The sequence below is a fragment of the Thiomicrospira sp. genome (assembly GCF_014859555.1).
Lineage (GTDB): Bacteria > Pseudomonadota > Gammaproteobacteria > Thiomicrospirales > Thiomicrospiraceae > Thiomicrospira.
In genome coordinates, this window is the sequence record NZ_JACUTY010000009.1 from 21,779 (window position 1) to 48,574 (window position 26,796).

A 26,796-nucleotide genomic window follows, 5' to 3' on the forward strand; every position below is an offset into this window, starting at 1 on the left:
AGCTGGCTTGTTTCGCCATGTTTAACGAGCCCCTCAACCTTTATGCAAATTCTATGAATCAATTTGTTCACCTGCATGTTCACTCAGAATACTCTGTGGTGGATAGTCTGCTGCATATTAAGCCGTTGGTTTCTCAAGCGAGTAGCTTTCAGCAACCGGCTTTGGCTTTGACTGATCAAGGTAATATGTTTGCGCTGGTCAAATTTTATAATGCCGCACGCAGTGCGGGTGTTAAGCCCATTATTGGTGCGGATTTATTAGTAGAACAGGCCAAGGGCGAGGTGTTTCGCATTTCGGTGTTATGTCAAAATCAGCAGGGTTATTTAAACCTGTCTAAGCTAATCTCTAAAAGTTATTTATCCAATCAAAAAATTTGGAATCTACAACAAGTTCCAATCATAGACCAGGCCTGGTTGTCAGAATATAACGCCGGATTGATTGTATTGTCGGGTGCACGTCAGGGTGATGTTGGTTTGGCAATTTTGGCTGAAAAACCCAACTTAGTCGCTAAACGAGTGGAATGGTGGCAAACCCATTTTGCTGGTCGTTATTATTTAGAGTTGGTGCGCACCAATCGAGAAAACGAAGAACGTTATATTCAAACCGCGTTAGAGGTTGCCGAACGGTATGACCTGCCGGTGGTCGCAACCAACGATGTGCGTTTTATGCAAAGCGAAGATTTTGAAGCCCATGAGGTGCGTTGTTGCATCAACGGTGGCTATGTTTTAGACGACCCAAATCGCCCTAAACCTTTTTCAGAAGACCAATATTTGCGTTCAAGTGATGAAATGCGGGCCTTGTTTGAGGATATTCCTGAAGCGATTCAAAACACACTTGAGATTGCTAAACGTTGTAATTTAGAGCTGGTGTTGGATGAATATTTCCTGCCGAATTTCCCGATTCCAGAAGGCATGACAATTGATGAGTTTTTCGATTTAGAATGCCGTAAAGGTTTGGATCAACGTTTAGCGTTTTTGTTTGGTCATTTAAGCGCCGAACAACAGGCCGACAAAAAACAAGAATATGTTGCGCGTTTAGAATATGAGCTTAAAACCATTTTGCAAATGGGGTTCCCGGGTTATTTCTTAATCGTGGCCGACTTTATTCAATGGGCCAAAAACCAAGCGATTCCAGTCGGGCCGGGGCGTGGCTCGGGTGCCGGTTCTTTGGTGGCTTACTCGCTTAAAATTACTGACCTAGACCCAATTGAATACGATTTGCTGTTCGAACGTTTCTTGAACCCCGAACGTGTTTCGATGCCTGACTTTGACGTCGACTTCTGCATGGAACGACGTGATGAAGTGATTGATTACGTGTCCCAGCACTATGGTCGAGATCATGTATCGCAAATTATCACTTACGGCACCATGGCGGCCAAAGCCGTTGTGCGTGATGTGGGGAGAGTGCTGGGTAATGCTTATGGCATGGTGGATGGCGTCGCCAAGCTAATACCTAACGAGCTGGGTATCAAACTGGCGGATGCGCTCGAAAAAGAAGAAGAATTAAAAACCCGTTATAACGACGATGAAGATGTTAAAACCCTGCTCGATTTGGGTTTGAAGCTCGAAGGCACGGTTCGAAATGTCGGCAAACACGCCGGTGGCGTCGTGATCGGCCCAAGACCCTTGGATGAGTTTTGCCCACTCTATTCGGAAGCCGATGGTCGGAGCGTGGTCACCCAATTGGATAAAAACGATGTCGAAACCATTGGTTTGGTGAAGTTCGACTTCTTGGGTTTGCGTACCTTAACCATTATCGATTGGGCATTGCAAGCGATTAACGAAGGCAAGCAACCTAGTGATGAAGGTTTTGTCGATATCGCACGCATTCCATTGGACGACCCTAAGGTATTTGAACTGATTAAAACTGGTCGTACCACCGGGGTATTTCAGCTCGAATCGAGCGGGATGCAGGACTTAATTCGCCGTCTAAGGCCGGATTGTTTTGAAGACATTATCGCCTTAGTCGCCTTGTTCCGTCCCGGTCCGCTAGAATCAGGCATGGTCGATAACTTTATTGCGCGTAAGCACGGCAAAGAAGCCGTGTCCTATCCTGATGCGCAATATCAGCATGAGTGTTTAAAAGAAACCCTAGAACCGACTTACGGCATTATCTTGTACCAAGAACAGGTTATGCAGATCGCGCAGGTTATGTCGGGTTATACCCTGGGGCAAGCCGACATGCTTCGCCGTGCGATGGGTAAGAAAAAGCCTGAAGAAATGGCAAAGCAGCGTGCCGGGTTTGCTGAAGGGGCGGCCAATAATAATATCAACGCTGATTTGGCGATGAAAATTTTCGACCTGGTGGAAAAATTCGCCGGTTACGGCTTTAACAAATCTCACTCGGCGGCTTATGCGTTAGTGTCTTACCAATCGGCCTGGTTAAAAACCCATTATCCGGCGCATTTTATGGCCGCGCAAATTTCATCCGATATGGATAACACCGAAAAAGTCGTGCATATGATTAACGAGTGTTATGCGATGAATTTGAATTTAGTGTCGCCGGATATTAACCAATGCCAAATAAAGTTTAAAGCCCGTTCGACCGACACGATTTTATATGGTTTGGGGGCGATTAAAGGCGTCGGCGAGGCCGCTTTAGTGGGCGTGATTCAAGATCGTACCGAAAACGGACCGTTTAAAGATTTATTTGATTTTACGGCGCGTTCGGGCAAAAAAATTAACCGTCGTTTAATTGAAGCCTTAATTCGTGCTGGTGCGTTGGATTGTTTGCACCCCAATCGCCAAGCCATGTTATCAAGCGTAACGTTGGCCTTGCATCAAGCCGAACAGCAACAAAAAAATGCCGATTCGGGTCAGGAAGATTTGTTTGGCTCGATCAGTTCGGATGAGCCAGATTTAACCCCAAGCGCGAGTTTGGTGGATGTGGCGGAAATGATTGAACGCCATAAATTAAAAGGCGAGAAAGATACGCTGGGATTGTATTTGAGCGGGCACCCAATTGAAGCTTATCGCCAAGAACTGACCCATTATGTGTCACAAACTCTGTCTAAACTCACCCCAAATAAATATGACAAACGTTGGGTTGCAGGCCTGGTGGTGGGGGTGCGTGCTAAAAATACCCGCAGTGGCGATAAAATGGGGTTTGTTACTTTGGATGACCGAACCGCACGCCTAGAAACGGTGTTGCGCCCGGCGGTATTTAGCAGTGCAAAAGACATCATTGAACCTGACGTGGTGTTGCTCATGTACGGTACGGTAGCGGAAGACAACTTTAATGGCGGCATAAAGTTGGATGCCGAGCAGGTCGTGGCCTTGTCGGAAATGCGCATTAAAGAAGCGCGCGCCTTAAAACTTTATACAGAATCGACTAGAATAACTGAATCGACGTTACAAGAACTGATGACCTTGGTCATGCCTTATAAGTCTGAAACAGGTTTACCATTAGTATTGGAATACCAAAACCGGCAAGCGAAAGCTCAACTCAAGTCGAACTGGTGGATTCGTCCAGAGGACGATTTAATTGAAGTCTTAAATGCGCTGGGTTGGCAACCGGAAGTGGTGATGAAATGACGCATAAAATAAAATGGAAATACCTCAGTATTATCTTTGGCTTTATTTTGGTCAGTGTGGTGGTGCAGACCATTAATGCCAATATAAAACACCAGAAACACTTAGAGTCTCAGGTTCAGAGTCTTGGGGTCGATGCGCATTTGTATTTTCAAGATTTGATTGAGGGTCTGACGGATAAGTATTTGATGTTGTCGTTGCATTATGCTTATGAGCCGCACATGACTCCATTAATGCAAACGCGTAATCATGCGGGCTTGTTGAGTTACGTTCAGGCCGATTATGATCGCTTGCGTTCCATGGAATCCAATCTGCACACCATGCATTTTATCGCACCAGATAATCACACTATTTTAAGACTGCATCAACTTGATCAGTATGGCGATGACTTAACAGAAATTCGACCCATTGTACGGGATGTTAATCGCGAAAAAATCGCTATGCATGGGTTTGAAGTCGGAAAAAACGGCATTACCTATCGAATTACCACGCCACTTATTAATCAAAAACAAGAGCATTTAGGTGTGCTTGAGTTTGGTGTTCGCCCCAATTATTTTGTTGAAAAAATGGTGGATCGGTTTAATGTGGAATCGATGATTTTAGTCGAGTCGACTTCGCTGGGTAAGTTACAAACTACTTATGGCTTTGAGGGCCTTAACGGCTTTTCAATTATTCAACAAACGCCGCTATTTAAAGAGTTGGCGAGCCTGGTTAACTTGAAACGACAGTCACAATTGCTGAATTATCAAGGGCGAACCTATTTGGTTTTGACCAGTTTAGATCAACCTAACCATAAAGGCGAAGTAGTGTCAAAAGTGGTGATCGCCACTGATATTACCGATATTCAAAACGAAAATCAGCATTCATTGCTGGCCGAATCCATACTTAATTTATTGGTATTGTTATTTTTGTGGATGGTGATTTATATTATTTTCAGTCGTTATACCTTCGCGCTCGAAAACTCCTACGACACGATTCAGGCCTTGCATTTAAAAAGCCATCAACTTCGCACCCAAGCCAATACCGATGAGTTAACCGGGTTGTATAATCGACGATTTTTCAACGAATCGTTGCAGAAAATGCTCGACTATGGCCAAACTGGCACCTTATTGTTCTTTGATATTGACCACTTTAAACAGCTTAACGATGCGCATGGTCACCAAGTAGGTGATGAGGTATTAGTTGAGTTCGCGCATATGTTGACCGGATTTTTCCGTCAAGACGATTTAATTGTGCGTTGGGGTGGGGAAGAATTTGCGGTATTTATTAATAATATGCCAGAAGCCGAAGCCTACCAAAAAGCCGAGCGGTTTAGGCAATTTGTTGAAACGTCGAGTAACAACCATCAGCCCTACGTGTTTACGATCAGTGGCGGGGTAGCCGCGATCAACTCGACGCGCAGACTTGACGATGCATTTAAGCTGGCTGATGCACGTCTTTATCAAGCTAAAGAAACGGGGCGAAATCAAATTATTGGTTCATTTAATCAAACCACCAGGCCAGCTGATAAAGAAGTTTAAGGCCGATACCAGCTAAAACGCGTTAGAATACGCCAAATTTTGTAGTAATAACCTATTTTTTAAATTTTTAGAATGAGTGACTGGAGGTGCAGATGTCTAACAATATTGAATCAATCCTAACCGAGAGCCGTGTGTTTGAGCCCTCAGAAATGATCAAAAGCCAAGCCGGCATCAATAAACAAATTTTGGATGCCATGTATGCCAAAGCAGATAAAGATCACGTTGGGTTTTGGGCGGATTTAGCGCGCGAAAAACTAAGCTGGTCTAAGCCATTTACTCAAGCATTGGATGATTCTAAAGCCCCGCTTTATCGTTGGTTTAGTGATGGGGAATTGAATGTCTCCTACAACTGTATTGACCGGCACTTAGAAACCAAAAGCGATAAGCTTGCGATTATTTTCGAAGGCGACCAGGGTGATGTACACCATTACACCTACCAAGAGTTGCACGATGAAGTCGCTCGTTTTGCGAATGCCTTAACCACACAAGGGATCAGCAAAGGCGATCGGGTTATTATTTATATGCCGATGATTCCGCAAGCCGTATTTGCGATGCAAGCCTGTGCGCGGATTGGTGCAATTCACTCTATCGTATTTGGTGGTTTCTCGGCGGAGGCTTTAAGAGACCGGGTTGAAAATGCCGGTGCCAAAATGATCATCACCACTGACGGCGGTTTGCGTGGTGGTAAATCCGTGCCGCTTAAAGCGTCAGTGGATGAAGCCTTAGCCAAAGGCTGCGATACGGTTAAAAACGTGATTGTGTATCAGCGTACCAAGCAAGAAGTCAACATGACGGCAGGCCGCGACATTTGGTGGCATGAAGCCGAAGCCGGCATGAGTAACTATCACGATCCGGTGATGGTGAATGCGGATCACCCATTATTTTTACTTTATACCTCCGGTTCAACCGGCACGCCAAAAGGGGTTCAGCATGGTTCGGGCGGTTACTTGCTTAATGCGATGCTCACCAACGAATGGATGTTTGACCTTAAAGACAGCGATGTGTTCTGGTGTACCGCGGATGTGGGTTGGATTACTGGCCATAGTTATGTGGCTTACGGGCCATTAGCGATGGGGCAAACCATCCTAATGTTTGAAGGGGTACCGACTTATCCGGATGCGGGCCGTTTCTGGCAGATCTGTCAGGATCACGGTGTGACCGTATTCTATACGGCGCCAACTGCAATTCGTGCTTTGATGAAGTTTGGTAAAGAGATTCCGGCCAAGTATGACCTATCAAAACTTAGAATTTTGGGAACAGTTGGCGAACCGATTAATCCGGAAGCTTGGATGTGGTATCACGAAGTGATTGGTCGTGGCGAGTGTCCGATTATTGACACCTGGTGGCAGACTGAAACCGGTGCCCATATGATTGCACCTTTTCCAGGTGTCACGCCATTAAAACCGGGTTCTTGTACACGTCCATTGCCTGGCATTGATGCGATTGTGGTGGATGAAGAAGGCCATGAAATTGGCAACAACTCAGGCGGTTACTTGGTGGTTCGTAAACCTTGGCCTTCTATGTTACAAACCGTTTGGGGTGATGATCAGCGTTATATCGACACCTATTATGCCAAGTTCAACAACAAATATTATGTAGTGGGCGACAGTGCTCATAAAGACGAAGACGGTTATATCTGGATTTTAGGTCGTATCGACGATGTATTAAACGTATCGGGTCACCGTTTAGGAACAATGGAAATTGAATCGGCTTTAGTTGCGCACCCAAAAGTCGCCGAAGCGGCGGTGGTGGGTAAACCGCACGATGTTAAAGGCGAATCGGTATTTGCGTTTGTGGTATTAAACCAAGATTTACCAGCGGGTGCTGAGCGTGACGCGATGGTCACCGAACTGCGCAACTGGGTAGCCAAAGAAATTGGCCCGATTGCCAAGCCGGATGATATTCGTTTTGGCACCAACTTGCCTAAGACACGTTCGGGCAAAATTATGCGTCGTTTATTGCGCACCTTAGCAAAGGGTGAAGAAATTACCCAGGACACCTCAACTCTTGAAGATCCAGGTATTTTGAAGCAATTTCAACAGAAATAACATGGGTTTGACCTTGTTCGGTGCACATTTAACCATTTTTTGGGCTTGGATAAAAAAAATCTGGTCAAATTGTGCACTTTTTTATTGCGAATATAACTATGAAAAACCCATAATACGCTGCCAGGTCGGCTCCAACTCTGGCTTTCAACAGAGTGAGTTGGATATTTATCAATCAAGAGAGTTTTAACTATGAATAAAACAAAAAATATCGCGGGAGGTTTCTTGTGAATACAAGTAAAGTGAAATTTGCCGCCATTTTATTGGCGATCTACACCGTCTTATATTTTGGTGTAGCGTTGATGACATCGGCCACTTTTAAAGATGTTGCGGCGCTAGAAATAATTGGTTTACCATTGGCTGTCTGGGGTGGTTTGCTTATTATTATTGCTGGCGTAGTCATTACTGGCCTATATCTTAAAAAAACAGAGCAACTAGAAGAAGGGGCTAACTAGTATGGAAAATATTGTAGCTCTAGGTGTCGTGATATTCGGCATCCTGTTATCACTGTATATCAGTTATTACCACCGCCGTTCAACGGCTAGAACCGCTGATTTTTATGTGGCCGGTGGCGGGATTTCTCCACGTGTAAATGGTATGGCCATGTTTGGTGACTATGCCAGTGCCGCCAGTTTCTTAGGTGTGGCTGGTGCCGTTGCCTTAATGGGGGTTGACGGCTGGTGGCTTGCACTTGGTTTCTTTGCCGCCTGGATTGTGGTTTTACTGGTGATTGCCGGTCCACTAAAGAATGTTGGTAAATTTACGGTTGCCGATGTTTTAAACTCTCGTTATCAGGGTAGTGAACGTGGCATTCGTATGGTTGCGATGATCTCAACTCTAGTATTGTGTGTTATGTATTTGGTTCCACAGATCGTGGGCGCTGGTTTGTTATTTGGTTTATTACTAGACTGGGATTACCTACCGACCGTTATCGTTACCGGTTCGTTGATGGCGATTTTTGTGATCATGGGCGGTATGAAAGGTACCAGTTATAACCAGGCAGTACAGGGCGCGATCCTGTTCGGTGCACTTATTTTCTTACTCATTTTCGGTATAGTTCACTTCTTTGGTGGTAACCCTGTTGGAATGGTCATCGAAGGTAAGGATATGGTGCCTCCAGTTTTAGCCGCGGCTAATTCTGAAGCGGTCGCCGCCATTGCGGGTATGACTAACGCTGAAAGCGCGGTTGCAGTTGAAACGGTTCGTGGCATTATGTCAGAAGCACCTACTGCGATTACACCGGGTGTACAGCTACGTAGCTTGATGGATAATGCCAGTTTGGTTTTGGCCTTGTTCTTAGGTGTGTTGGGTTTGCCACATATTTTGATCCGTTTTTATACGGTATCGAATGCAAAAGCGGCACGTAAATCTGCTCAGTTCACGATTTGGGGCTTAGCCATCTTCTACGGTAGCGTATTCTTTGTAGGTTTGATTGCGATGTATGCGTTGTACCCAACCTTAGTTGAGTTGATCGCTAACGGTCAACGTGGTGTTGCAACCAACATGACCATGCCAATGCTAGGTGAGTTGATGGGGGGTCAATTGCTAATGGGTGTGATTGCAGCCGGTGCGATGGCCGCGATGTTAAGTACCTCAGCAGGCTTATTAATCTCAGCCACAACCAGCTTGTCACATGACTTATATAAAGGTGTTTTGCGTCCAAACTCAACCGATGCGGAACAAGTTCGTTTTGCAAAGTTGGGGGCTGCTGGTCTAGCGATCATCGCGATTGCGATGTCGATTTGGCTAAAAGAGCAAAACGTCGCCATGTTGGTTGCGATGTGTTTTGGTATTGCAGCGAGCACTTTCGCTCCAGCCCTAGTATTTGCTGTTTGGTGGCGCAAGCTGACTAGCCAAGCGGTAATTTGGGGTATGGCGGCTGGCCTTGTATCTTCATTGTTGTTTACCTTTGCACGTTTCTTCGGCGAAGCGTCAATGCTTGGTTTAGATGTACTGGTTAACCCAGCTCTTTACTCTGTGCCGTTTGCTGTATTGGTGACCGTTGTTGTCAGCTTTATGACAAGTGACCGTGGTAATACTGAAGAGTTTATGGCGCAAGCCCATGGTAAATAAGTTTCTTAACTCAGAAATTTAAACCATAACAAGGGGAGCTTCGGCTCCCTTTTTTTGCTTTTTTTTAGGATAAAAGTATGTCAATTATTGAACAAGTCAACTTTATACAAAAAATTCATCCATTTGATCGACTAAGCCAGGATGGGTTAAATGAAGCAGCAGGGGCATTGGATGTGGTGTATTTTCCATTGGAAACAACGATTCCTTTGAATCCAACGGAAAGTGCATTTATCTATATTGTCATTAAAGGGCGGGTGGCTGAGTGCATCGGTGATGAAGGTGACGCACAGTGCGCACTTTATGGAACTCATGCCCAGTTTGGGGCGTCAACTTTATTAGATCAACAAGCAAAACTGAGATATCACACCATTGAAGAAACCGTGGCTTATCGTTTGCCTTTCGCTACTTTTCAGCGATTACTTAAACATAATCCCGAGTTTGAATCCTTCTATTTTAACGATATCACTCAAAAACTTAGTCATTTTCACCAGCAATTACAAATCGAATCATCCAGTGAAGCGATGATGGATGCGGTCAAAATTGCGCCATTGCATGCGCTGGTTGAGATTGCTAGCCAAACCTCGATTAAGCATTGTGTCGAGCAAATGGAAGCTCAAAAAACCGATGCTTGCTTAGTGCGTGATGGTGATCGCCTTGGGGTGATTACGTCGTCTGATCTTTTACGAGGTTTGGCGATTCACGGCTTTGATTTGAATAGTCCGGTTGATGATATGGTGAGTTATCCGGTGATTTCAATTCATCAAAATGATTATTTGTTTAATGCGTTACTCAAAATGACGCGATACGGTGTAGATCGCTTGATGGTGCGTGATAAACAGGGCTTTATCGGGGTGTTACACCAAAAAGAATTGATGAGTCTGTTTGCCAACCAATCTGGTCTAGTGATGTTAACGTTAGAGCGTGCTGAGTCGTTTGACGACCTCAAAAAAGTGACTCAGCAAATTGATGATTTGGTCTCAGGTTTGTCAAATAAAGGGGTTAAAACTCACTATATAGCCAAGCTGGTGAATGAATTGCACCGCAAGTTGCAATCCAGGCTCTGGCAGATTTTGGATGCAGAGGGCCAGTTTTCTGCCACCACCTTTATTGTGATGGGAAGTGAAGGGCGCTCTGAGCAAGTGGTAAGAACCGATCAGGATAATGCGGTGATCCATGCCGATAGTATGGATGCAAATGCGCTGACGGCATTTTGCCAAACCTATTCGGCTAAGTTGATTGAATTGGGTTTTCCGCCTTGTCCCGGTGGTATTATGGTGTCAAATTCACAATGGTGTTTAAGTGAGAGTGCGTTTGAATCACAGGTTATTCGCTGGTTTGAACAACCGTCATTGGAAAGCTTTATGAGTTTGGCTATTTTATTTGATGCCCAGGCGGTGCATGGTGATGAAGCACGTTTAGCACGCATTAAAGCGGTAATGCAGCAACAGGTTCAAAAACGCCAAATGTTTTTAGCGCAGTTTGCACGCAGCGTGTTTCAGTTTGACACGCCCATTAGTTTATTTGGTCGTTTGATTACCGAAAAAGATGATGGCCATTCAATTGATCTAAAAAAAGGCGGTATTTTCCCAATTGTGCACGGTGTACGCTGTTTAGCGATGGAAAAAGAAATTGAAAAAACCAATACACATTGGCGAATTAGAGAATTAATTAATCATAATGTATTCGACGAAGCCTTTGGTGTTGAGTTGGGTGAAACCCTGAATTTCTTAAACACCCTAAGGCTGCAATCCATGCTGGAAAAAAAGGCACGTCGAAAACCCATCGACAATTCAATTGAAACCGATCATTTAAATCATTTTCAACAAGACCTTTTAAAAGATGCGTTTAGCGTTGTACATAAGTTCAAAAAAGTGATTGAGCAACACTTTAAAATGGATGGCGTGATCTGATGTTCGCAAAGTTGCACCAGGCCTGGTTGAAGAAACGACTTAAAGAGCCCGCTTATGAATTTTTACTTGAACCGGCCGCCGATACCGATCTAGTGTGTTTTGATTGTGAAACCACCGGGCTGGATACTAAAACGGATAAAATTGTATCGCTTAGTGCGATAAAAATTCGCGCTAATCAAATTCTCACCAGTCAAAGCTTAAACCTTAAATTTAAGCAGCAGGTTAAAATTAACCCTGAAAGCATTGTTATACACCGTTTACGTAATGTGGATGTTGAAGTCGGTCTGGAAGAAGCCGAAGCGATTAAGCAATTTGTTGAGTTTATTGGTTCACGTCCTTTGGTTGGCTATTATCTAGAGTTTGATGTGGCGATGGTGAATGCGGTGATTAAACCTTGGTTGGGTATTAATTTACCGAATCAAAAAATTGAAGTATCAGAGCTTTACCATAAACAATTTTATCAGGACTGGTTGCAACCTGAACATGAAATTTTCGATCTCAGCTTTAATGCCATAATGCAAAAGCTTAAGCTGCCGAAAGTAGGTCAGCACGATGCGTTTAATGACGCCTTAATGACCGCGATGATTTACGTTAAGCTACAGAATTTAGCTAAGCCATAGATCGGTAAATAAAGGCTTTCATCTTGACAGAATGCGATTCTAGGAGTATTCTTAGCGCAGTTTTTCTGAAATGTATTTTTCAAAAAGCGGTTTATAGGTAAGTTTTAAACTTAATTTAACCGTTTTTTGGCCTTAGAGAACCCCGTTTTTACGGGGTTTTTTGTTGGTTTTTTTTGACTATAGGTGAAGTGTGACGTTAGAACAAAAAATTGAATCGCTTGTCGCGCCCGCGATTGAAGCCCTAGGCATGGACTTATGGGGTTGTGAATATATCCCGGCTGGCAAAGATTCTACCTTACGTATTTATATTGATCGACCTGGTGTCGGTGTAACGGTAGATGATTGTGCAAAAGTGAGCCGTCAGGTGAGCGCAATAATGGATGTTGAAGATCCGATTTCAGCGGCTTACCTGCTCGAAATTTCATCTCCGGGTATGGATCGCCCTTTGTTCAAACCCGAACATTACACACCCTATATTGGTAAAACCGTAAGTGTACGGGCGCGCTCACCTATTATGGGACGCCGCAAGTTTAAAGGGGAATTGATCCAAGCGGATCAAAACCAAATCGAGGTGGAAGTGGATCGTGAAGTTTATGAGATTCCATTTTCGAGTATTGATAAAGCAAATTTAGTCGTAGAACTGTAAGGCGGTTGAATCATGAGTAAAGAAGTATTATCCGTTGTTGAAATCATGTCTAACGAAAAAGGCGTGGATGAAGAAATCATTTTTGAGGCGATTGAAACCGCTTTAGCGATGGCCACCACCAAAAGTTATGATGACAAGATTGATGCACGTGTTGAAATCGACCGTCATACAGGTGACTATAAAACCTTCCGTCGTTGGTTGGTAATTGAAGACGATGTAGCCATTGAAGGTGAAGTTGGTTTGTATATTCGTATGATGGATGCGCTGGATGAAGATCCGCATATCCAGCCAGACGAGTATATCGAAGAAGAAATTGAATCAATTGAATTCGGTCGTATTGGCGCGCAAACTGCTAAACAAGTGATTATTCAAAAAGTCCGCGAAGCCGAACGCAAAAAAGTGGTTGAAGATTATTCAAGCCGTGTAGGTGAAATTTTAACCGGTCAAGTCAAACGTGTTGATCGTGGTGATGTGATTCTGGATATGGGCGATAACGTGGATGCCATCATTCAACGTAGCGATTTGGTGGCGCGTGAAACTTTCCGCATCGGTGATCGCGTACGTGCTTATTTAAAAGAAGTCAGCTTCCGTCCGCGTGGCCCTCAGTTGTTTATGTCACGTGCTTCTAAAGAAATGCTGATGGAATTGTTTAAAATTGAAGTGCCTGAAATTGGTGACGATTTAATCGACATTATGGCTGCGGCGCGTGATGTTGGCTACCGCGCTAAAATCGCAGTACGTGCAAATGATCCACGTCTAGACCCAATCGGCGCTTGTGTAGGCATGCGCGGTGGCCGTGTTCAGGCGGTGACTAACGAGCTAAATGGTGAACGCATTGATATTATTCAGTGGGATCCAAATGATGCACAGTTTGTTATTAACGCGATGGCGCCAGCCGAAATCACCTCAATCATGGTGGATGAAGATCGCCACGAAATGGATTTGGCGGTTGAAGATGAGCAGTTGTCGTTAGCAATTGGTAAAGGCGGTCAAAACATCCGTTTGGCCTCTGAACTAACCGGTTGGGAACTGAACATTATGTCGAAAACCGACATGGAAGAAAAACACAATAACGAAGCCGGTAAACACATTGATGGCTTTGTGACCCTGCTTGAGGTTGACGAAGAGTTGGCGCAAGTTTTGGTTGAAGAAGGCTTTACCACGATCGAAGAAGTGGCGTATGTACCAACCGCAGAAATGCTTGAAATTGAAGGCTTTGATGAAGACTTAGTCAACGAGCTGAAACAACGTGCAAAAGACGCGCTGTTGACGCAAGCTATTGTAAATGAAGAAAAAACCGCGCTTGCCGAGCCCGCTGACGATTTGTTGGCGCTTGAAGGCATGAACGATGACATGGCCAAACAGTTGGCGTCTAAAGGCATTGTGACTCAGGAAGATTTAGCCGAACTTGGCACCGATGAGTTACTTGAGCTAGTAAATTTAGATGCGGACGCCGCTGCCGCGCTCATTATGAAAGCACGCGCACCATGGTTTGAATAACAGGAAAAGGGAGAGGCGAGATTATGGCCGAAGTATCGATATTAAAGTTTTCAGAAACACTCAACCTTTCTGTAGATAAATTATTAGCGCAGCTTGAAGCATCAGGCGTCAAAAACAAGACAAAAGATGATGTTATCAGCGAAGACGAAAAACGCAATCTACTGACTTACTTAAAAAGCCTGCATGGTGATGTGGCTGAAGAAGAGACGACTAAGGTGACTTTGCGTCGTAAAGAAGTCAAGACACTTAACTTATCATCGGGTTCTAACAAACGCACAGTAAATGTTGAGGTGCGTAAAAAACGTACCTATGTCAAACGTTCTGAATTAGAAGAAACTAAGCCGGAAGAAATTGAAGAAGTGGCCGCCGTCGTCACTGATGAAGTTAAAACGCCAGATGAGACACCGGTGACCACGACTGCTGCAGTTGAAAATCAATCGACACCTGAAGCAATAACTGAATCTAAAGCCGCTGAAACGGATAAGCCGACAGTAGAAGCGCAAGCTGGTGAGCCGGAAGCCGTTGTGGACGCTAAGAATGATAAAAAGTCAAAAGCCAAAAAAGGCAAAACACTTGATAGCCGTTTGGAAGATGGCCCACCCAAAGCTAAGAAAACCATTAAAACTAAAATTGTCAGCGATGATAACGACAAAATGAGCCTAGGTCGCCGTAAGTCTAAGAAACGTTTCGACCATAGAAAGCCGAGCAATTCGAAAGCCGCACATGATAACCAGCACGGTTTCCAAAAACCAGTTGGTCCCGTTGTGCGTGAAGTTGCGATTCCTGAAACTATTCAAGTTGCCGAATTGGCTGACAAGATGTCGGTTAAAGTCGCCGAAGTGATTAAGTTTATGATGGGTATGGGCACTATGGTAACCATTAACCAAGTGTTAGATCAAGAGACCGCTGCGATAGTGGTTGAAGAGTTAGGTCATAAGCCCATCTTGTTAAAAGAAAACGCGCTTGAAGAAGAAGTGCTTCAGCAAGAATATCATGGTGAATTTGTTCACCGTGCGCCAGTGGTCACCATTATGGGTCACGTTGATCATGGAAAAACCTCTTTACTTGACTATATTCGTAAAGCCAAAGTAGCGACAGGCGAAGCCGGCGGGATTACCCAGCATATCGGGGCTTACCATGTTGAAACACCGAATGGTGATATTACGTTTATCGATACGCCGGGTCACCAAGCCTTTACCGCAATGCGTGCACGTGGTGCCAAGGTAACCGACATTGTAGTAATTGTCGTCGCCGCCGATGATGGTGTGATGCCACAAACCAAAGAAGCCGTCCAGCATGCCAAAGCGGCCGGTGTGGGTATTGTGGTTGCGGTTAATAAAATGGACAAAGAAGGCGCGAATCCAGATCGTGTTATGCAAGAACTCGCTAACGAAGAAGTGATTTCTGAAGAGTGGGGTGGTGACATCCAGTTCGTTCCAGTATCGGCTAAAACCGGGATGGGGATTGATGCTTTACTGGAAGCGATTCTTTTAAGTGCCGAAATTCTTGAGTTAGATGCGCCAACAGAAGGCCATGCTAAAGGGGTCGTTATCGAGTCGCGTCTTGATAAAGGACGTGGCCCGGTGGCCACCGTATTAATTCAGTCTGGTACCTTAAGAAAAGGCGATATCGCCTTGTGTGGTATGGAATTCGGTCGTGTACGTGCATTGGTTAATGAGCATGGCAAAATTGTCGAAAGCGCAGGCCCTTCTTTCCCAGTTGAGATTTTAGGTCTATCGGGTGTGCCGGCCGCGGGTGATGAAATGATCACGGTCGAAAACGAACGTAAAGCGCGTGAAGTGGCGCTGTTCCGTCAAGGTCGTTATAAAGAAGTCAAGATCGCACGTCAGCAAAGCACTAAGTTGGACAATATGTTCAACAAGATGGCTGAAGGTGAAATGAAAACCGTAAATATCGTGCTAAAAGCCGATGTACAAGGTTCGATTGAAGCCATCAGTAACGCCTTAACCGATTTAAGTAACGAAGAAGTTCGTGTAACGGTTGTAAGCAGTGGCGTAGGCGGCATCACCGAAAGTGATGTGAACTTATCAATTGCGTCTGATGCCTTAGTATTTGGTTTCAACGTGCGTGCGGATGCATCGGCTAAGCGTTTGATTGAACGCGAAGGTGTGGGCTTATACTACTACAGCATCATTTATGAAGTTGTAGACGAAGTTAAACGTGCGATTGAAGGCAAGTTATCGGCTGAACAGCGTGAAGAAATCATCGGTACGGCTGAAGTACGCGATGTGTTTAAAGCGCCAAAAATCGGCTTGATTGCTGGTTGTATGGTTATCGAAGGCATTGTTGAACGTAGTCAGCCAATTCGTGTATTGCGTGATAACGTGGTTATTTACGAAGGTGAACTTGAATCTTTACGTCGCTTTAAAGACGATGTGAAAGAAGTTCGTCAAGGTATGGAGTGCGGTATCGGCGTGAAAGACTACAATGATGTTAGAGTCGGCGATCAAATCGAAGTCTTTAAACGTTACGAAGTGAAACGTACGCTCGATTAATTTACATAATATTTCACCGATTAAATGCACTGACACGCCGTTGAAAAATGATCATTTACACTTGTAAACTCACATTTTTCGTCTAGTTTCAGCAGATTTTCTCGGCAAACTATTTATGTAAACTCAATAAATACATATAGATTTAAAATGCCCTTCGGGGCATTTTGTTTTTACAAAAAAAATAACCAGGCCTGGTGGTCTGATGGATATGGAAAATTATGAGTCAAGAATTTAGCCGCACCGATCGCGTGTCGCAAGAAATATTTCGTTTATTATCAAACATGTTGCGCCGTGAGACCAAAGATCCACGTTTGCAAGGCTTGACTCTGACTGAATGCAAAGTCACAAAAGATATGAGTTTGGCCAAAATCTACTTTACCGTGCTGGGTGCTAAATCCGGTGATGTGGAAGTAGTGGAAGCCATTAAAGCCTTGGAGAAAGCCAAGGGTTTTTTCCGCACGGAGCTGGGTAAACAATTACGCTTGCGTATTACGCCGAATTTGCGTTTTTACCACGATACCGTACCAGAACATGTCGATCACATTGAACAGCTGATCAAAAAGGCTCTATATTAAACATGGCGGCGAGAGGTAGGCGTAAAAAAGTCGTCAATGGCATTGTATTGGTCAATAAAGCCGCAGGTTTGACCTCGAGAGATGTGGTGCAAAAGGTCACTAGAATATATTCGGCCAAAAAAGCCGGCCATACTGGTACCTTAGACCCATTTGCTACTGGTTTGTTGCCAGTTTGTTTGGGGGAAGCGACCAAGGTGTCTGGGTTATTGCTCGCCTCTGATAAACGTTATATTGCTTCTTTAGGATTGGGTATCGAAACCGATACCGGCGATCATGATGGTGAAATCATTGAGCAAATGGCGGTTCCGCTATTAACCCAAGACAAGATTGAAGCGGTGTTAGAAACGTTTCGTGGTGAGATTTTACAAGTACCGCCGATGTATTCGTCGCTTAAATTTGAAGGGCAATCCTTGCATGTGTATGCCCGCAAAGGCATCGAAATTGAGCGCGAGCCGCGCCAAGTTCAGATTATGGAATTAAGCCTATTGGATTTTGATCAACACCAAATCCGTTTTGAAGTGCATTGCTCAAAAGGCACATACGTACGGGTGTTGGGTGAGGATATCGCCAAAGCTTTAGGTACGGTTGGTCATTTAACGGCCTTGCACCGTACACAAACTGGTGTGTTTAAAGCCGATATGATGCGTGATTTGGATGAAATCGCCATGTTTCGCGTCACCAACCTATTGCCGATTGATATTGCTTTAATCGATTATGAAGCGATTTATCTTACGCTTGAGCAAAAAAACCACCTCTGGATGGGTGGATTTTTATTTGATGTAAAACCGCAAAACCCACAAGAGGATTGCTTGGTTCGGTTATATAACGAGCATCAGCAGATTTTTGCAATTGGCGAATGGCGTGCAGATAAACAACGCTTAAAAATAAAACGCGGTTTTAACGTCGATCCAAGCCTCGATTCACATGCTCAATAGCGTCCCCCTGGCCTGGTTAGACTGCCGTTCGGCGCAAGATTATAGCGCTGGACATTTTCCCAACGCGGCGCTTTTTAGCTGGCCCGAGTTACAGCATCGTTTAAATGAATTGCCAGCCGCACCGGCGAACTTGGGTGTAATCGCGCCTGAAACTCAACTGGCCTTAATCCGCCGTTTTTTGTGCGAAAAAGGCTATCACATTGGCGCGTGTTTAACCGATGTTGAATTTGCTAATTTGGCTGAACCAGGCCTGGTGGTTGGGGGTAATTCTTCCATGCGGCTATGGTCGCCAAATCCTTTTCTTGAAACGGCTCTAAATCAGTATTTAAACCTTGAACCCTATCTAACATCGCGTCACGCATTAGATTTAGGGTGTGGTGGTGGACGTGATGCGGTGTATTTAGCGGAGCAGGGCTGGCAGGTCAGCGCGATAGATCAACAGGCCCGTGTTATCGAGCGTGCCAAAACCCTAGCTAAACACAACCGGGTAGAAGTGAATTGGCGTTGTTGTGATCTGCGCTCGCAAGATTGTTTGCCTAATCAATCGTTTGATTTAATTCTGATGAATCGCTTCCTGAATCGCAGTTTATATCCTTATATGCGCGCTCATACCAGGCCTGGTGGTTATGTCCTTATTTCCACCTTTGTTGAGGGCGTCGAAGTTTTTGGTTCACCCAAGAACCCAAATTTAATTGTAAAAAAACATGAATTAGCAAAAGAATTTGCCGAGTTTGAAGTGATAGTTGATAAAATAAGTCGCATTGAAGATGGGCGTCCGGTTGCGTCCTTCTTGGCGCGCCGATTAGAGGAGAATAAAACATGACAAGTATGACCGCCACCGAGCTTTTTGAGTTTTTCCAGCAACACTTTATTTGCGAGTCATTAACTCGCAACGAAGTCGAAACCTTAACCAGCTATTTGCAAGAAAAAACCTTTGAACGCGATCAGATTATTTCTGATTTGGGCGAAGTCGGGGATTGCTTAATGTTTGTCATCCAAGGTAAGGTCGGTTTTACCAGTTATGATGGCCAAAACGAAGTTAATGTTGGTAATCAGGGTGAGGGCAGTTTAATTGGTGAAATGTCATTTTTTGACCGTAAACCACGTAATTTAAGAATGTATTGTTCCTCCAAAAAAGTCATGTTATTGGCCTTAACCCGCCCGATGTATGACCGCTTGAAAGTAGAGCATCCTTATATTGCGGTAAACATTCTTGAAAATGCGGTGGTTAGTTTGGATCATTTGGTGCGTGCGATGAGTGAATCCATGGCGCAGATTGAATATTACATGCATGGCTACGGTAAGCATTAATCACGAATTAGATTGAAAACTTCAATAAAATCTGTATAGTACGCGGTTCAGTTTCTGCTATCGGTTGCGGAAGTTGATTTTTAATAGTAAACCGATCTCTAGGAGAGAAGATAATGTTTGATGCTGAAGCTAAAGCAAAAATCGTCGCTGAGTATGGCGCAAATGCAAACGACTCAGGTTCAACTGAAGTTCAAGTTGCCTTGTTAACACACCGTATTCAATACCTAACTGGTCACTTCAAAACGCATAAGCAAGACAATCACTCACGTGTTGGTCTATTGCGTTTAGTTGCTCGTCGTCGTAAGTTGTTAGATTACTTACACAGAAAAGACGGTCAGCGTTATTTAGATTTGATCGCACGTCTTGGCTTACGTAAGTAAGTTTTCAAGCTGCTAAAAAAGCCCCGCTTAGTCGGGGCTTTTTTGTAGGCGAAAGCCCAACAAAGTCTGTACAATATGTAGCTGAATATAAAGCTGATGCTTTTGATTATTTAAACGATTTAACTGAAAACCCTTTATAACCTGAATCCCTAAACCCATTCGCTTTTAACCCGCCACCAGGCCTGGTTAATCGGACAATTAGCCGGTGGTTTTAGGGATTCAGGTTTCCAGTTAAAGCAAGCAGAAAGGAAATTCTGATGGCAAAACATGTAAAAAGCTTCCAATACGGACACCACACCATTACGTTAGAAACTGGCGAAATTGCACGTCAAGCGGATGGTGCGGTTGTTATTGGCATGGGTGATACCCGCATTTTAGTAACGGTAGTGAGCTCAAAAAAAGCCAAAGAAGGTCAAGATTTCTTCCCTCTGACCGTAAACTACCAAGAAAAAGCCTACGCGGCCGGTAAAATCCCAGGTGGGTTTTTAAAGCGTGAAGCACGCCCATCGGAATTTGAAACCTTAACCTCACGCTTGATTGACCGTCCTATTCGTCCATTGTTCCCGAAAGGTTTTATGAACGAAGTCCAAGTGGTTGCCACCGTTTTGGCTTTAGACCCAGATGCGGGTACGGAAGTGGCCGCTATGTTAGGCACCTCAGCCGCTTTAGCAATCTCAGGCATTCCGTTTAATGGCCCAATTGGCGCGGCGATTGTCGGTTTCCGTGATGGCGAATACATCTTAAACCCATCGGTTCAACACCTTGATGAATCTGACTTAGAATTAAGTGTTGCAGGTACTGAAGCCGCCGTATTAATGGTCGAATCTGAAGCCAGCGAGTTACCGGAAGACGTGATGTTAGGTGCGGTTATGTTTGGACACCAGCAAATGCAAGTTGCGATTCAAGCGATTCGTGAGTTAGCAGAAGAAGTCGGTAAACCACGTTGGGATTGGCAGCCAGTCGCAGAAAACACCGAATTAAAAGACCAAGTATTTGGTTTAATTCGTTCAGATGTTGAATTGGCTTATAACATTGCCGACAAAATGGCGCGTTATGCGGCGTTAGATGAAGCTAAAACGAAGTTAATGCAAGCCTTGGCGGTGACCGAAGAAAACCCAGAGGGCGCGCCTGAGAAAGTATTAGAAGGCTTATTTGGTAAGTTGCAGAAAGACATTGTGCGCGGTCGTAGCGTAGCGGGTCAGCCACGTATTGATGGCCGTGATAACCAAACTATTCGTGCAATTGATTGTAAAGTCGGCGTGTTGCCAAGAGTTCACGGTTCAGCTTTGTTTACGCGTGGTGAAACTCAGGCGTTGGTTGTCACCACCTTGGGTACAGAGCAAGATGCTAAAATTGTTGACGAATTAACTGGCTCTTATAAAGACCGCTTTATGTTGCATTACAACTTTCCTCCTTATTCAGTGGGTGAGTGTGGTCGTATGGGCACACCAGGTCGTCGTGAAATTGGTCATGGTATGTTGGCGCGTCGCGGTGTCGCGGCCATGTTGCCAACCTCAGACGAATTCCCTTATACCGTTCGTGTGGTATCAGAAATCACCGAGTCAAACGGTTCAAGCTCAATGGCGACGGTTTGTGGTACCAGCATGTCCTTAATGCATGCAGGTGTGCCAATCGCCGCACCAGTAGCGGGTATTGCGATGGGTCTGATCAAAGAAGAATCCGGCTTTGCGGTGTTATCTGATATTTTGGGTGATGAAGATCACCTAGGCGATATGGACTTTAAAGTGGCCGGTACCGAACAAGGCATTACCGCACTTCAAATGGACATTAAAATAGAAGGTATTACCGAAGAAATCATGCAGATCGCGTTGGATCAAGCGAAAGCCGGGCGTTTGCATATTTTGGCTGAAATGACCAAAGCGATCACCTCATCTAATACCGATGTGGCTGAAACCGCACCCCGTATCACCACGATTAAAGTGAAGCCAGAAAAAGTGCGTGAAATCATCGGTAAAGGTGGCGCAACCATCCGTATGTTAACCGAGCAATCGGGCGCGGTCATTGAGCTAGACGACGATGGTACGGTACGTATCGCCGCGGCCGATCAGTCGTGTGCAGATGATGCGATTGCACGTATTATGCAGATTGTCGCGGAACCAGAAATTGGTAAAGTGTATGACGCGAAAGTCGTGAAAATCGTTGATTTTGGTGCGTTTGTGTCTTACATGCCTGGTCGTGAAGGTTTGGTTCACGTTTCGCAAATTTCTGAAGAACGTGTGGAGAATGTCGAAGACTATCTAAAAGAAGGTCAAGACATCCAAGTGCGCCTAACTGAAATTGATAAACAGGGCCGTGTTAAGCTGTCAATCAAAGCGGTTTGAAGGTAATGTTTAATTATCAATGTTGAATGTTAAATCCGACTCGTTTGTTTTAACGGGCGGAGATTCAATATCAAAAATTAATAATTTAAAATTAAAGAAACCGTTGCAAAACGGTTTTTTTATATGTGAGGTGTTATGCAACCCAGTCACACAACATTCGAATTCATCAGTGAACATGCGATAGAAAGTCTGTCGGTTAACGTGCTGACTTATCGCCATAAAGTAACCGGTGCAATGCATTATCATTTAGCCGCAGACGATGAGCATAAAGTCTTTTTGGTGGCGTTACGTACCGTCCCTGAGGATTCAACCGGAGTGGCGCATATTCTGGAACACACCACCTTGTGCAGCAGTGAACGTTTTCCGGTGCGCGATCCATTTTTTATGATGATCCGTCGATCCATCAATACTTTTATGAACGCGTTTACCTCAAGTGATTGGACCGCTTATCCGTTTGCGACTGAAAACGACAAGGATTATCAAAACCTGCTGCAAGTTTATATGGATGCGGTGTTTTTCCCTAATTTGGAACCGCTCGATTTCGCCCAAGAAGGTCATCGTTTTGAGTTTGAAACCATGGACGATGCCAACTCAGCTTTAACTTATAAAGGTGTGGTGTTTAATGAGATGAAAGGCGCGATGAGTTCGCCAATTTCCACACTTTGGCAAGCGTTAACCACCGAGCTTTATCCAACTTCCACCTACCACTACAACAGTGGTGGCGACCCTGAGGCGATCCCAGATTTAACCTATCAACAGCTGGTTGATTTCCATCGCACACATTATCATCCGTCTAATGCGGTGTTTATGACTTATGGCAACCAAAATCCGGCTGAACTGCAAGCCGATTTTGAAGGCTTGGCTTTGGCACGTTTTAAAGATCAAATCGAACCGACCTATGTCGGCACCGAGCAACGTTTTAACGCACCTAAATCCATCGAGCAAACCTATGCCTTAGAGGAAGAAGACACCAGCCAAAAAACCCACGTGGTATTAGGCTGGTTGTTAGGTCTGAATAAAGACCCAATGGATGTACTAAAAGGTCATTTATTGTCATCGGTACTGTTGGATAACAGCGCGTCACCATTGCGTTATGTATTGGAGCAATCCGAGTTGGCGACGGCGCCATCACCGTTATGTGGAATCGAAGATTCTAATAAAGAAATGGCGTTTGTGGTGGGTTTGCAAGGTACCGAACCAGAACATGCGCAAGCGATAGAAGACCTAATTATCAACGAGTTAGAGCGCGTTGTTAAAGAAGGGGTGGATCAGTCTCACGTTGAAGCCATGTTGCACCAACTTGAATTGTCGCAGCGCGAAGTCGGTGGTGATAGTTATCCTTATGGCTTAGAGTTAATGCTAGCGGCTTTGCCGGGTGCGTTGCATCAAGGTGATCCAGTGGCTTTGTTAGATGTCGATAAGATTCTGTTGGAATTGCAGGCCGAAGTGCGTCAACCTGAATTTATTCCGAACCTAATACAAACATGGTTGCTTGATAACCCGCATCGCGTGCGTTTAACTCTAAAACCTGATCCTAAATTGGCGGCACAACGTGAGCAGGCTGAAAAAGCGAAATTAGCTAATATTCAGGCAAGTTTAACGGCCGAGCAGAAACAAGCGATTATTGATCAAGCCAAAGCGTTGGAAAAACGTCAAGCGCAAGAAGATGATCCTGACATTCTGCCAAAAGTCACCAAGCAAGATGTTGATCCTGACGTACCCAAAATTGAAGCCAAACATAAGCAAGCGAACCTAACAAGCTACGAGCGCGGAACTAATGGTTTGGTGTATCAACAGCTGATTATGGATATGCCGGATTTAACGGAGCAAGAGCAGGTGGTGATGCCGCTGTTTAACAGTTGTGTAACTGAAATGGGTAGCGGCGGGCGTGATTATTTAGCCACCCAATCGCTGCAGGCTTCGGTAACCGGCGGTTTAAGTGCACGTTCAGCGGTGCGCGCAGATTTAATCGATCCAAGTAAGTACAAGAGTCATTTTGTGCTGGCGGGTAAAGCCTTAAATCGGCATCAAACCGATCTAAGTCAATTGATGACCGAAACTTTGCATCAGGTTGATTTTAAAGAAACCCAGCGTTTAAGAGACTTAATCGCCCAAATTCGCTCATCAATGGAGCACCGTATTACGGGTGCCGGTCATAGCTTAGCCATGAGTGCGGCTTCGCAAAGTTTCTCGGTTGCGGCAAAATGGAGTTTCGAACGTTCTGGTTTAGCCGGTATTCGCTATATCAAACAACTGGATAAAGACCTAGCCGACGACGAAAAACTAACTCAGTTTTCCAAAACCTTGGCGCAATTGCGCGACAAGATTGCACATGCGCCCAAGCAAGGTTTGTTGGTCGCGGATGAGCAGGGTTATGAGTCGGCGAGAACTGGTTTTGCTGATATGCTGGCCGATCCGGTTAACAGTCAATCGGGTGCTTTAAACTTAGCCAAACCTGATTTAGTTAAGCACCAGGCCTGGTTAACCTCCACACAAGTTAACTTCTGTGCGCAAGCTTATCCGGCCGTAATGTGGGGGCATGAAGATGCGCCAATATTATCGGTTTTGAGCGCTTGTTTGCGTAATGGCTTTTTGCACAGCGCGATCCGCGAAAAGGGTGGAGCTTACGGCGGTGGCGCGAGTTTTGATGCCGAAGCCGGTGCATTTGTGTTCTTCTCATATCGTGATCCACGTTTAATGGAAACCTATGCGGATTTTGAACGCGCCTTAAACTGGTTAATGACCGATGCCACTCAAGCACAAGTAGACGAAGCGATTTTAAATGTCGTGAGTGCAATGGATAAACCCGGTTCACCCGCTGGTGAAGCCAAAAAGACCTTCTATCAAGAACTTTATGGCCGCAGTCACGAAAAACGTTTTGCTTATCGCCAGGCGGTCTTGAATGCTGAATTGGCGCAATTGCGTGAGGTAGCCCAGCGTTATTTAAGCACGCCTTATACACGTGCGGTAGTCACTCAGTCGAGTCACTCTGAATTGCTCAGCTCACAAGGCTTTGAGTTAATTAAGCTATAAGACGTGACGGATTCCAAACCGGCTTGCCAGGATTCTAGCGTTGTAGGTCGGCTTAGCGCAAGCGTAAGCCGACAACTGGCTGGTGTTAGCGTTGGTTAGATTAGGGTCTGCGACCTAATCTAACCTACTAACTGGTTTGCAATAGGTTACAAAACAAAATGGCGTGAAGAAGAAATTTATGGCTTTAGAAAATGAGCACCAGGCCTGGTGCTCTTATTTGGTCGCTTGTGCGGATGGTTCACTTTATTGTGGTGTGACCAATAATTTGGCGCGCCGTCTTAAACAACATAATGGCGAATTAGTCGGTGGCGCCAAGTACACGGCCACTCGTCGTCCAGTCGAAATCAAAGCTTTTTGGCCGCATCAAAATCGTTCCCAAGCATCACAGCACGAATACCAAATCAAACAACTTACCCGTCCGCAAAAACGGGCTTTAATCCAGCAGTTTTTAATCGAAAACCCAGTTTAATCAGTGCTTTTTAATCTATTCATTATTTTTTTTAATTTTATTAAATAGTATTTAACTTGTTATTTTTAAACAAATTATGGTATTTTAAATCTATTCACCAATCTATTCATTTTGCAAGTATCGAATTGGCCCTTAGATATGAAAGATAACCGTATTAAAATTCAGAAAGCCTTGGCGTTTGACAACTTAAGCAGCGTGCAAATCGCCAACAAAACCGGCTTAAGCCAACCCACAGTGAGTCGAAGTTTAGCTGATTTACCCGTTAAGAAATTAGGTGCAGGTCGAGCTTCACGTTTTGCTTGGATCGAAGATTCGGTTGAGCCTATTTTTCAAATTAGCCCACAAGGTCAAGCTGAAAAAGTCGCGATTTTTTATCAACAACCCAACCAACGTTGTTTGCTGGAATTTAGTCAAAATAACAAAACCCAGGCCTTTAACCACTTGCCGCATTTTATGCTGGATTTAATCCCAAGCGGTTTTTTGGCCGAAATTGGGTTAGAGCAAATTCATCGGTTAGATAGCCGAGTCACGCTGAATTCATTGCACTGGTCACACGAAGATTTGCTGTATTTTTTAACCCATTACGGCACAGACTTAAGTGGCAATTTACTGTTTGGTCGCCATAGCGTTGAAGCCTGGTTGCATACTGAAACGCCGATTGTAAAAGAAGCTGATTACGCCCGAATGGTTAAGGAGCTCGCCAGTGGTATTAATCCTGGCGGTTGGCTAGTGGGCAAACAACCCAAGTTCACTTGCTTTAACGGCACCGAGCATTTGCTGGTTAAATATTCGCCTAAGTTAGATGCGCATGATCCGTTAGCGATGCGTTATAAGGATTTATTGGTGTGTGAGTTTTTAGCCTTGCAAACTTTGGCTCAGACCGGCTTAGCGGTATCGGAAGCCAAACTGGTGCAGTCAGAACGTTTGTATTTGCAACTTAAACGTTTTGATCGAGTTGGCCAAAAAGGGCGGCGGGGTCTGATTTCATTAAAAGCTTTGGCGGATCACTATATCGGCGAAATTCAAAACTGGGCATTAACGGCGGATGCGTTATTTCAGCAGGGCGTGATTAATGAAGACGAAAAAACCACGATTCATTTGTTGTATGCGTTTGGCGCATTCATCGGAAATAACGATCAGCATTTGGCGAATATTTCATTCTATTTTGAGGATTTTGAACTGAAAGGACTCGCGCCCATTTACGATATGTTACCAATGCGATTGATGCCTAAAAATGGTGAGTTACCGACTCCGAAATGGCAAGAGCCAGCTTTATTTGACGTCGAGCCCGAGTTGGTAAACCAAGCAAAAGAACTAGCTAAATACTATATAAAGCGGGTGTTTGAAAACTATCTAATTTCTTACGATACTAAAAAACTGTTTAATCAGGG

Annotated in this window: 19 protein-coding genes; all 19 read left to right on the forward strand. The window is 44.6% G+C overall.

Going from position 1 to position 26,796, the window contains the following annotated elements:
• Positions 1–53 precede the first annotated feature (53 nt).
• Positions 54–3,533, forward strand: coding sequence for a DNA polymerase III subunit alpha (gene dnaE / locus IBX48_RS02930; protein WP_296830545.1), 3,480 nt, complete (start codon positions 54–56; stop codon positions 3,531–3,533).
• Entirely contained in the window at positions 3,530–5,050 is a 1,521-nt protein-coding gene (locus IBX48_RS02935; RefSeq protein ID WP_296830547.1) for a diguanylate cyclase, read from the forward strand. Before dnaE ends, IBX48_RS02935 begins: the two co-directional genes overlap by 4 nt.
• 92 nt (positions 5,051–5,142) lie before the next feature.
• Positions 5,143–7,098 (forward strand): acetate--CoA ligase, encoded by a 1,956-nt coding sequence (gene acs / locus IBX48_RS02940; RefSeq protein ID WP_296830549.1) that lies wholly within the window; start codon positions 5,143–5,145, stop codon positions 7,096–7,098.
• Positions 7,099–7,322: 224 nt separating this feature from the next.
• Positions 7,323–7,550, forward strand: a complete 228-nt coding sequence (locus IBX48_RS02945; protein ID WP_296830551.1) for a universal stress protein UspA — start codon at positions 7,323–7,325, stop codon at positions 7,548–7,550.
• A gap of 1 nt (position 7,551) precedes the next feature.
• Positions 7,552–9,168 (forward strand): cation acetate symporter, encoded by a 1,617-nt coding sequence (locus IBX48_RS02950; RefSeq protein ID WP_296830553.1) that lies wholly within the window; start codon positions 7,552–7,554, stop codon positions 9,166–9,168.
• Between the two features lie 77 nt (positions 9,169–9,245).
• A complete protein-coding gene (locus IBX48_RS02955; protein ID WP_296830555.1) occupies positions 9,246–11,078 on the forward strand; it encodes a putative nucleotidyltransferase substrate binding domain-containing protein in 1,833 nt (610 codons plus the stop codon).
• On the forward strand, positions 11,078–11,698 hold the full coding sequence (locus IBX48_RS02960; RefSeq protein WP_296830557.1) for a 3'-5' exonuclease: 621 nt from the start codon (positions 11,078–11,080) through the stop codon (positions 11,696–11,698). The genes IBX48_RS02955 and IBX48_RS02960 overlap by 1 nt, the downstream gene beginning before the upstream one ends.
• 190 nt (positions 11,699–11,888) lie before the next feature.
• A complete protein-coding gene (gene rimP, locus IBX48_RS02965) occupies positions 11,889–12,344 on the forward strand; it encodes a ribosome maturation factor RimP (RefSeq protein WP_296830559.1) in 456 nt (151 codons plus the stop codon).
• Between the two features lie 12 nt (positions 12,345–12,356).
• Entirely contained in the window at positions 12,357–13,844 is a 1,488-nt protein-coding gene (gene nusA / locus IBX48_RS02970; RefSeq protein WP_296830561.1) for a transcription termination factor NusA, read from the forward strand.
• A gap of 23 nt (positions 13,845–13,867) precedes the next feature.
• Entirely contained in the window at positions 13,868–16,360 is a 2,493-nt protein-coding gene (gene infB, locus IBX48_RS02975; protein ID WP_296830563.1) for a translation initiation factor IF-2, read from the forward strand.
• Positions 16,361–16,578: 218 nt separating this feature from the next.
• Entirely contained in the window at positions 16,579–16,935 is a 357-nt protein-coding gene (gene rbfA / locus IBX48_RS02980; RefSeq protein ID WP_296830565.1) for a 30S ribosome-binding factor RbfA, read from the forward strand.
• 2 nt (positions 16,936–16,937) lie between these two features.
• Positions 16,938–17,870 (forward strand): tRNA pseudouridine(55) synthase TruB, encoded by a 933-nt coding sequence (gene truB / locus IBX48_RS02985; protein WP_296830567.1) that lies wholly within the window; start codon positions 16,938–16,940, stop codon positions 17,868–17,870.
• On the forward strand, positions 17,860–18,693 hold the full coding sequence (locus IBX48_RS02990; protein WP_296830569.1) for a methyltransferase domain-containing protein: 834 nt from the start codon (positions 17,860–17,862) through the stop codon (positions 18,691–18,693). The genes truB and IBX48_RS02990 overlap by 11 nt, the downstream gene beginning before the upstream one ends.
• Positions 18,690–19,181, forward strand: coding sequence for a cyclic nucleotide-binding domain-containing protein (locus tag IBX48_RS02995; RefSeq protein WP_296830571.1), 492 nt, complete (start codon positions 18,690–18,692; stop codon positions 19,179–19,181). Before IBX48_RS02990 ends, IBX48_RS02995 begins: the two co-directional genes overlap by 4 nt.
• 113 nt (positions 19,182–19,294) lie before the next feature.
• Positions 19,295–19,561, forward strand: a complete 267-nt coding sequence (gene rpsO, locus IBX48_RS03000) for a 30S ribosomal protein S15 (RefSeq protein WP_296830573.1) — start codon at positions 19,295–19,297, stop codon at positions 19,559–19,561.
• Between the two features lie 257 nt (positions 19,562–19,818).
• On the forward strand, positions 19,819–21,903 hold the full coding sequence (gene pnp, locus IBX48_RS03005) for a polyribonucleotide nucleotidyltransferase (protein WP_296830575.1): 2,085 nt from the start codon (positions 19,819–19,821) through the stop codon (positions 21,901–21,903).
• 135 nt (positions 21,904–22,038) lie between these two features.
• Positions 22,039–24,936, forward strand: a complete 2,898-nt coding sequence (locus IBX48_RS03010) for an insulinase family protein (protein WP_296830577.1) — start codon at positions 22,039–22,041, stop codon at positions 24,934–24,936.
• A gap of 178 nt (positions 24,937–25,114) precedes the next feature.
• Entirely contained in the window at positions 25,115–25,405 is a 291-nt protein-coding gene (locus IBX48_RS03015; RefSeq protein WP_296830579.1) for a GIY-YIG nuclease family protein, read from the forward strand.
• Positions 25,406–25,543: 138 nt separating this feature from the next.
• Positions 25,544–26,796 (forward strand): HipA domain-containing protein (locus IBX48_RS03020; protein ID WP_296830581.1); only part of this gene is annotated, 1,253 nt, incomplete at its 3' end.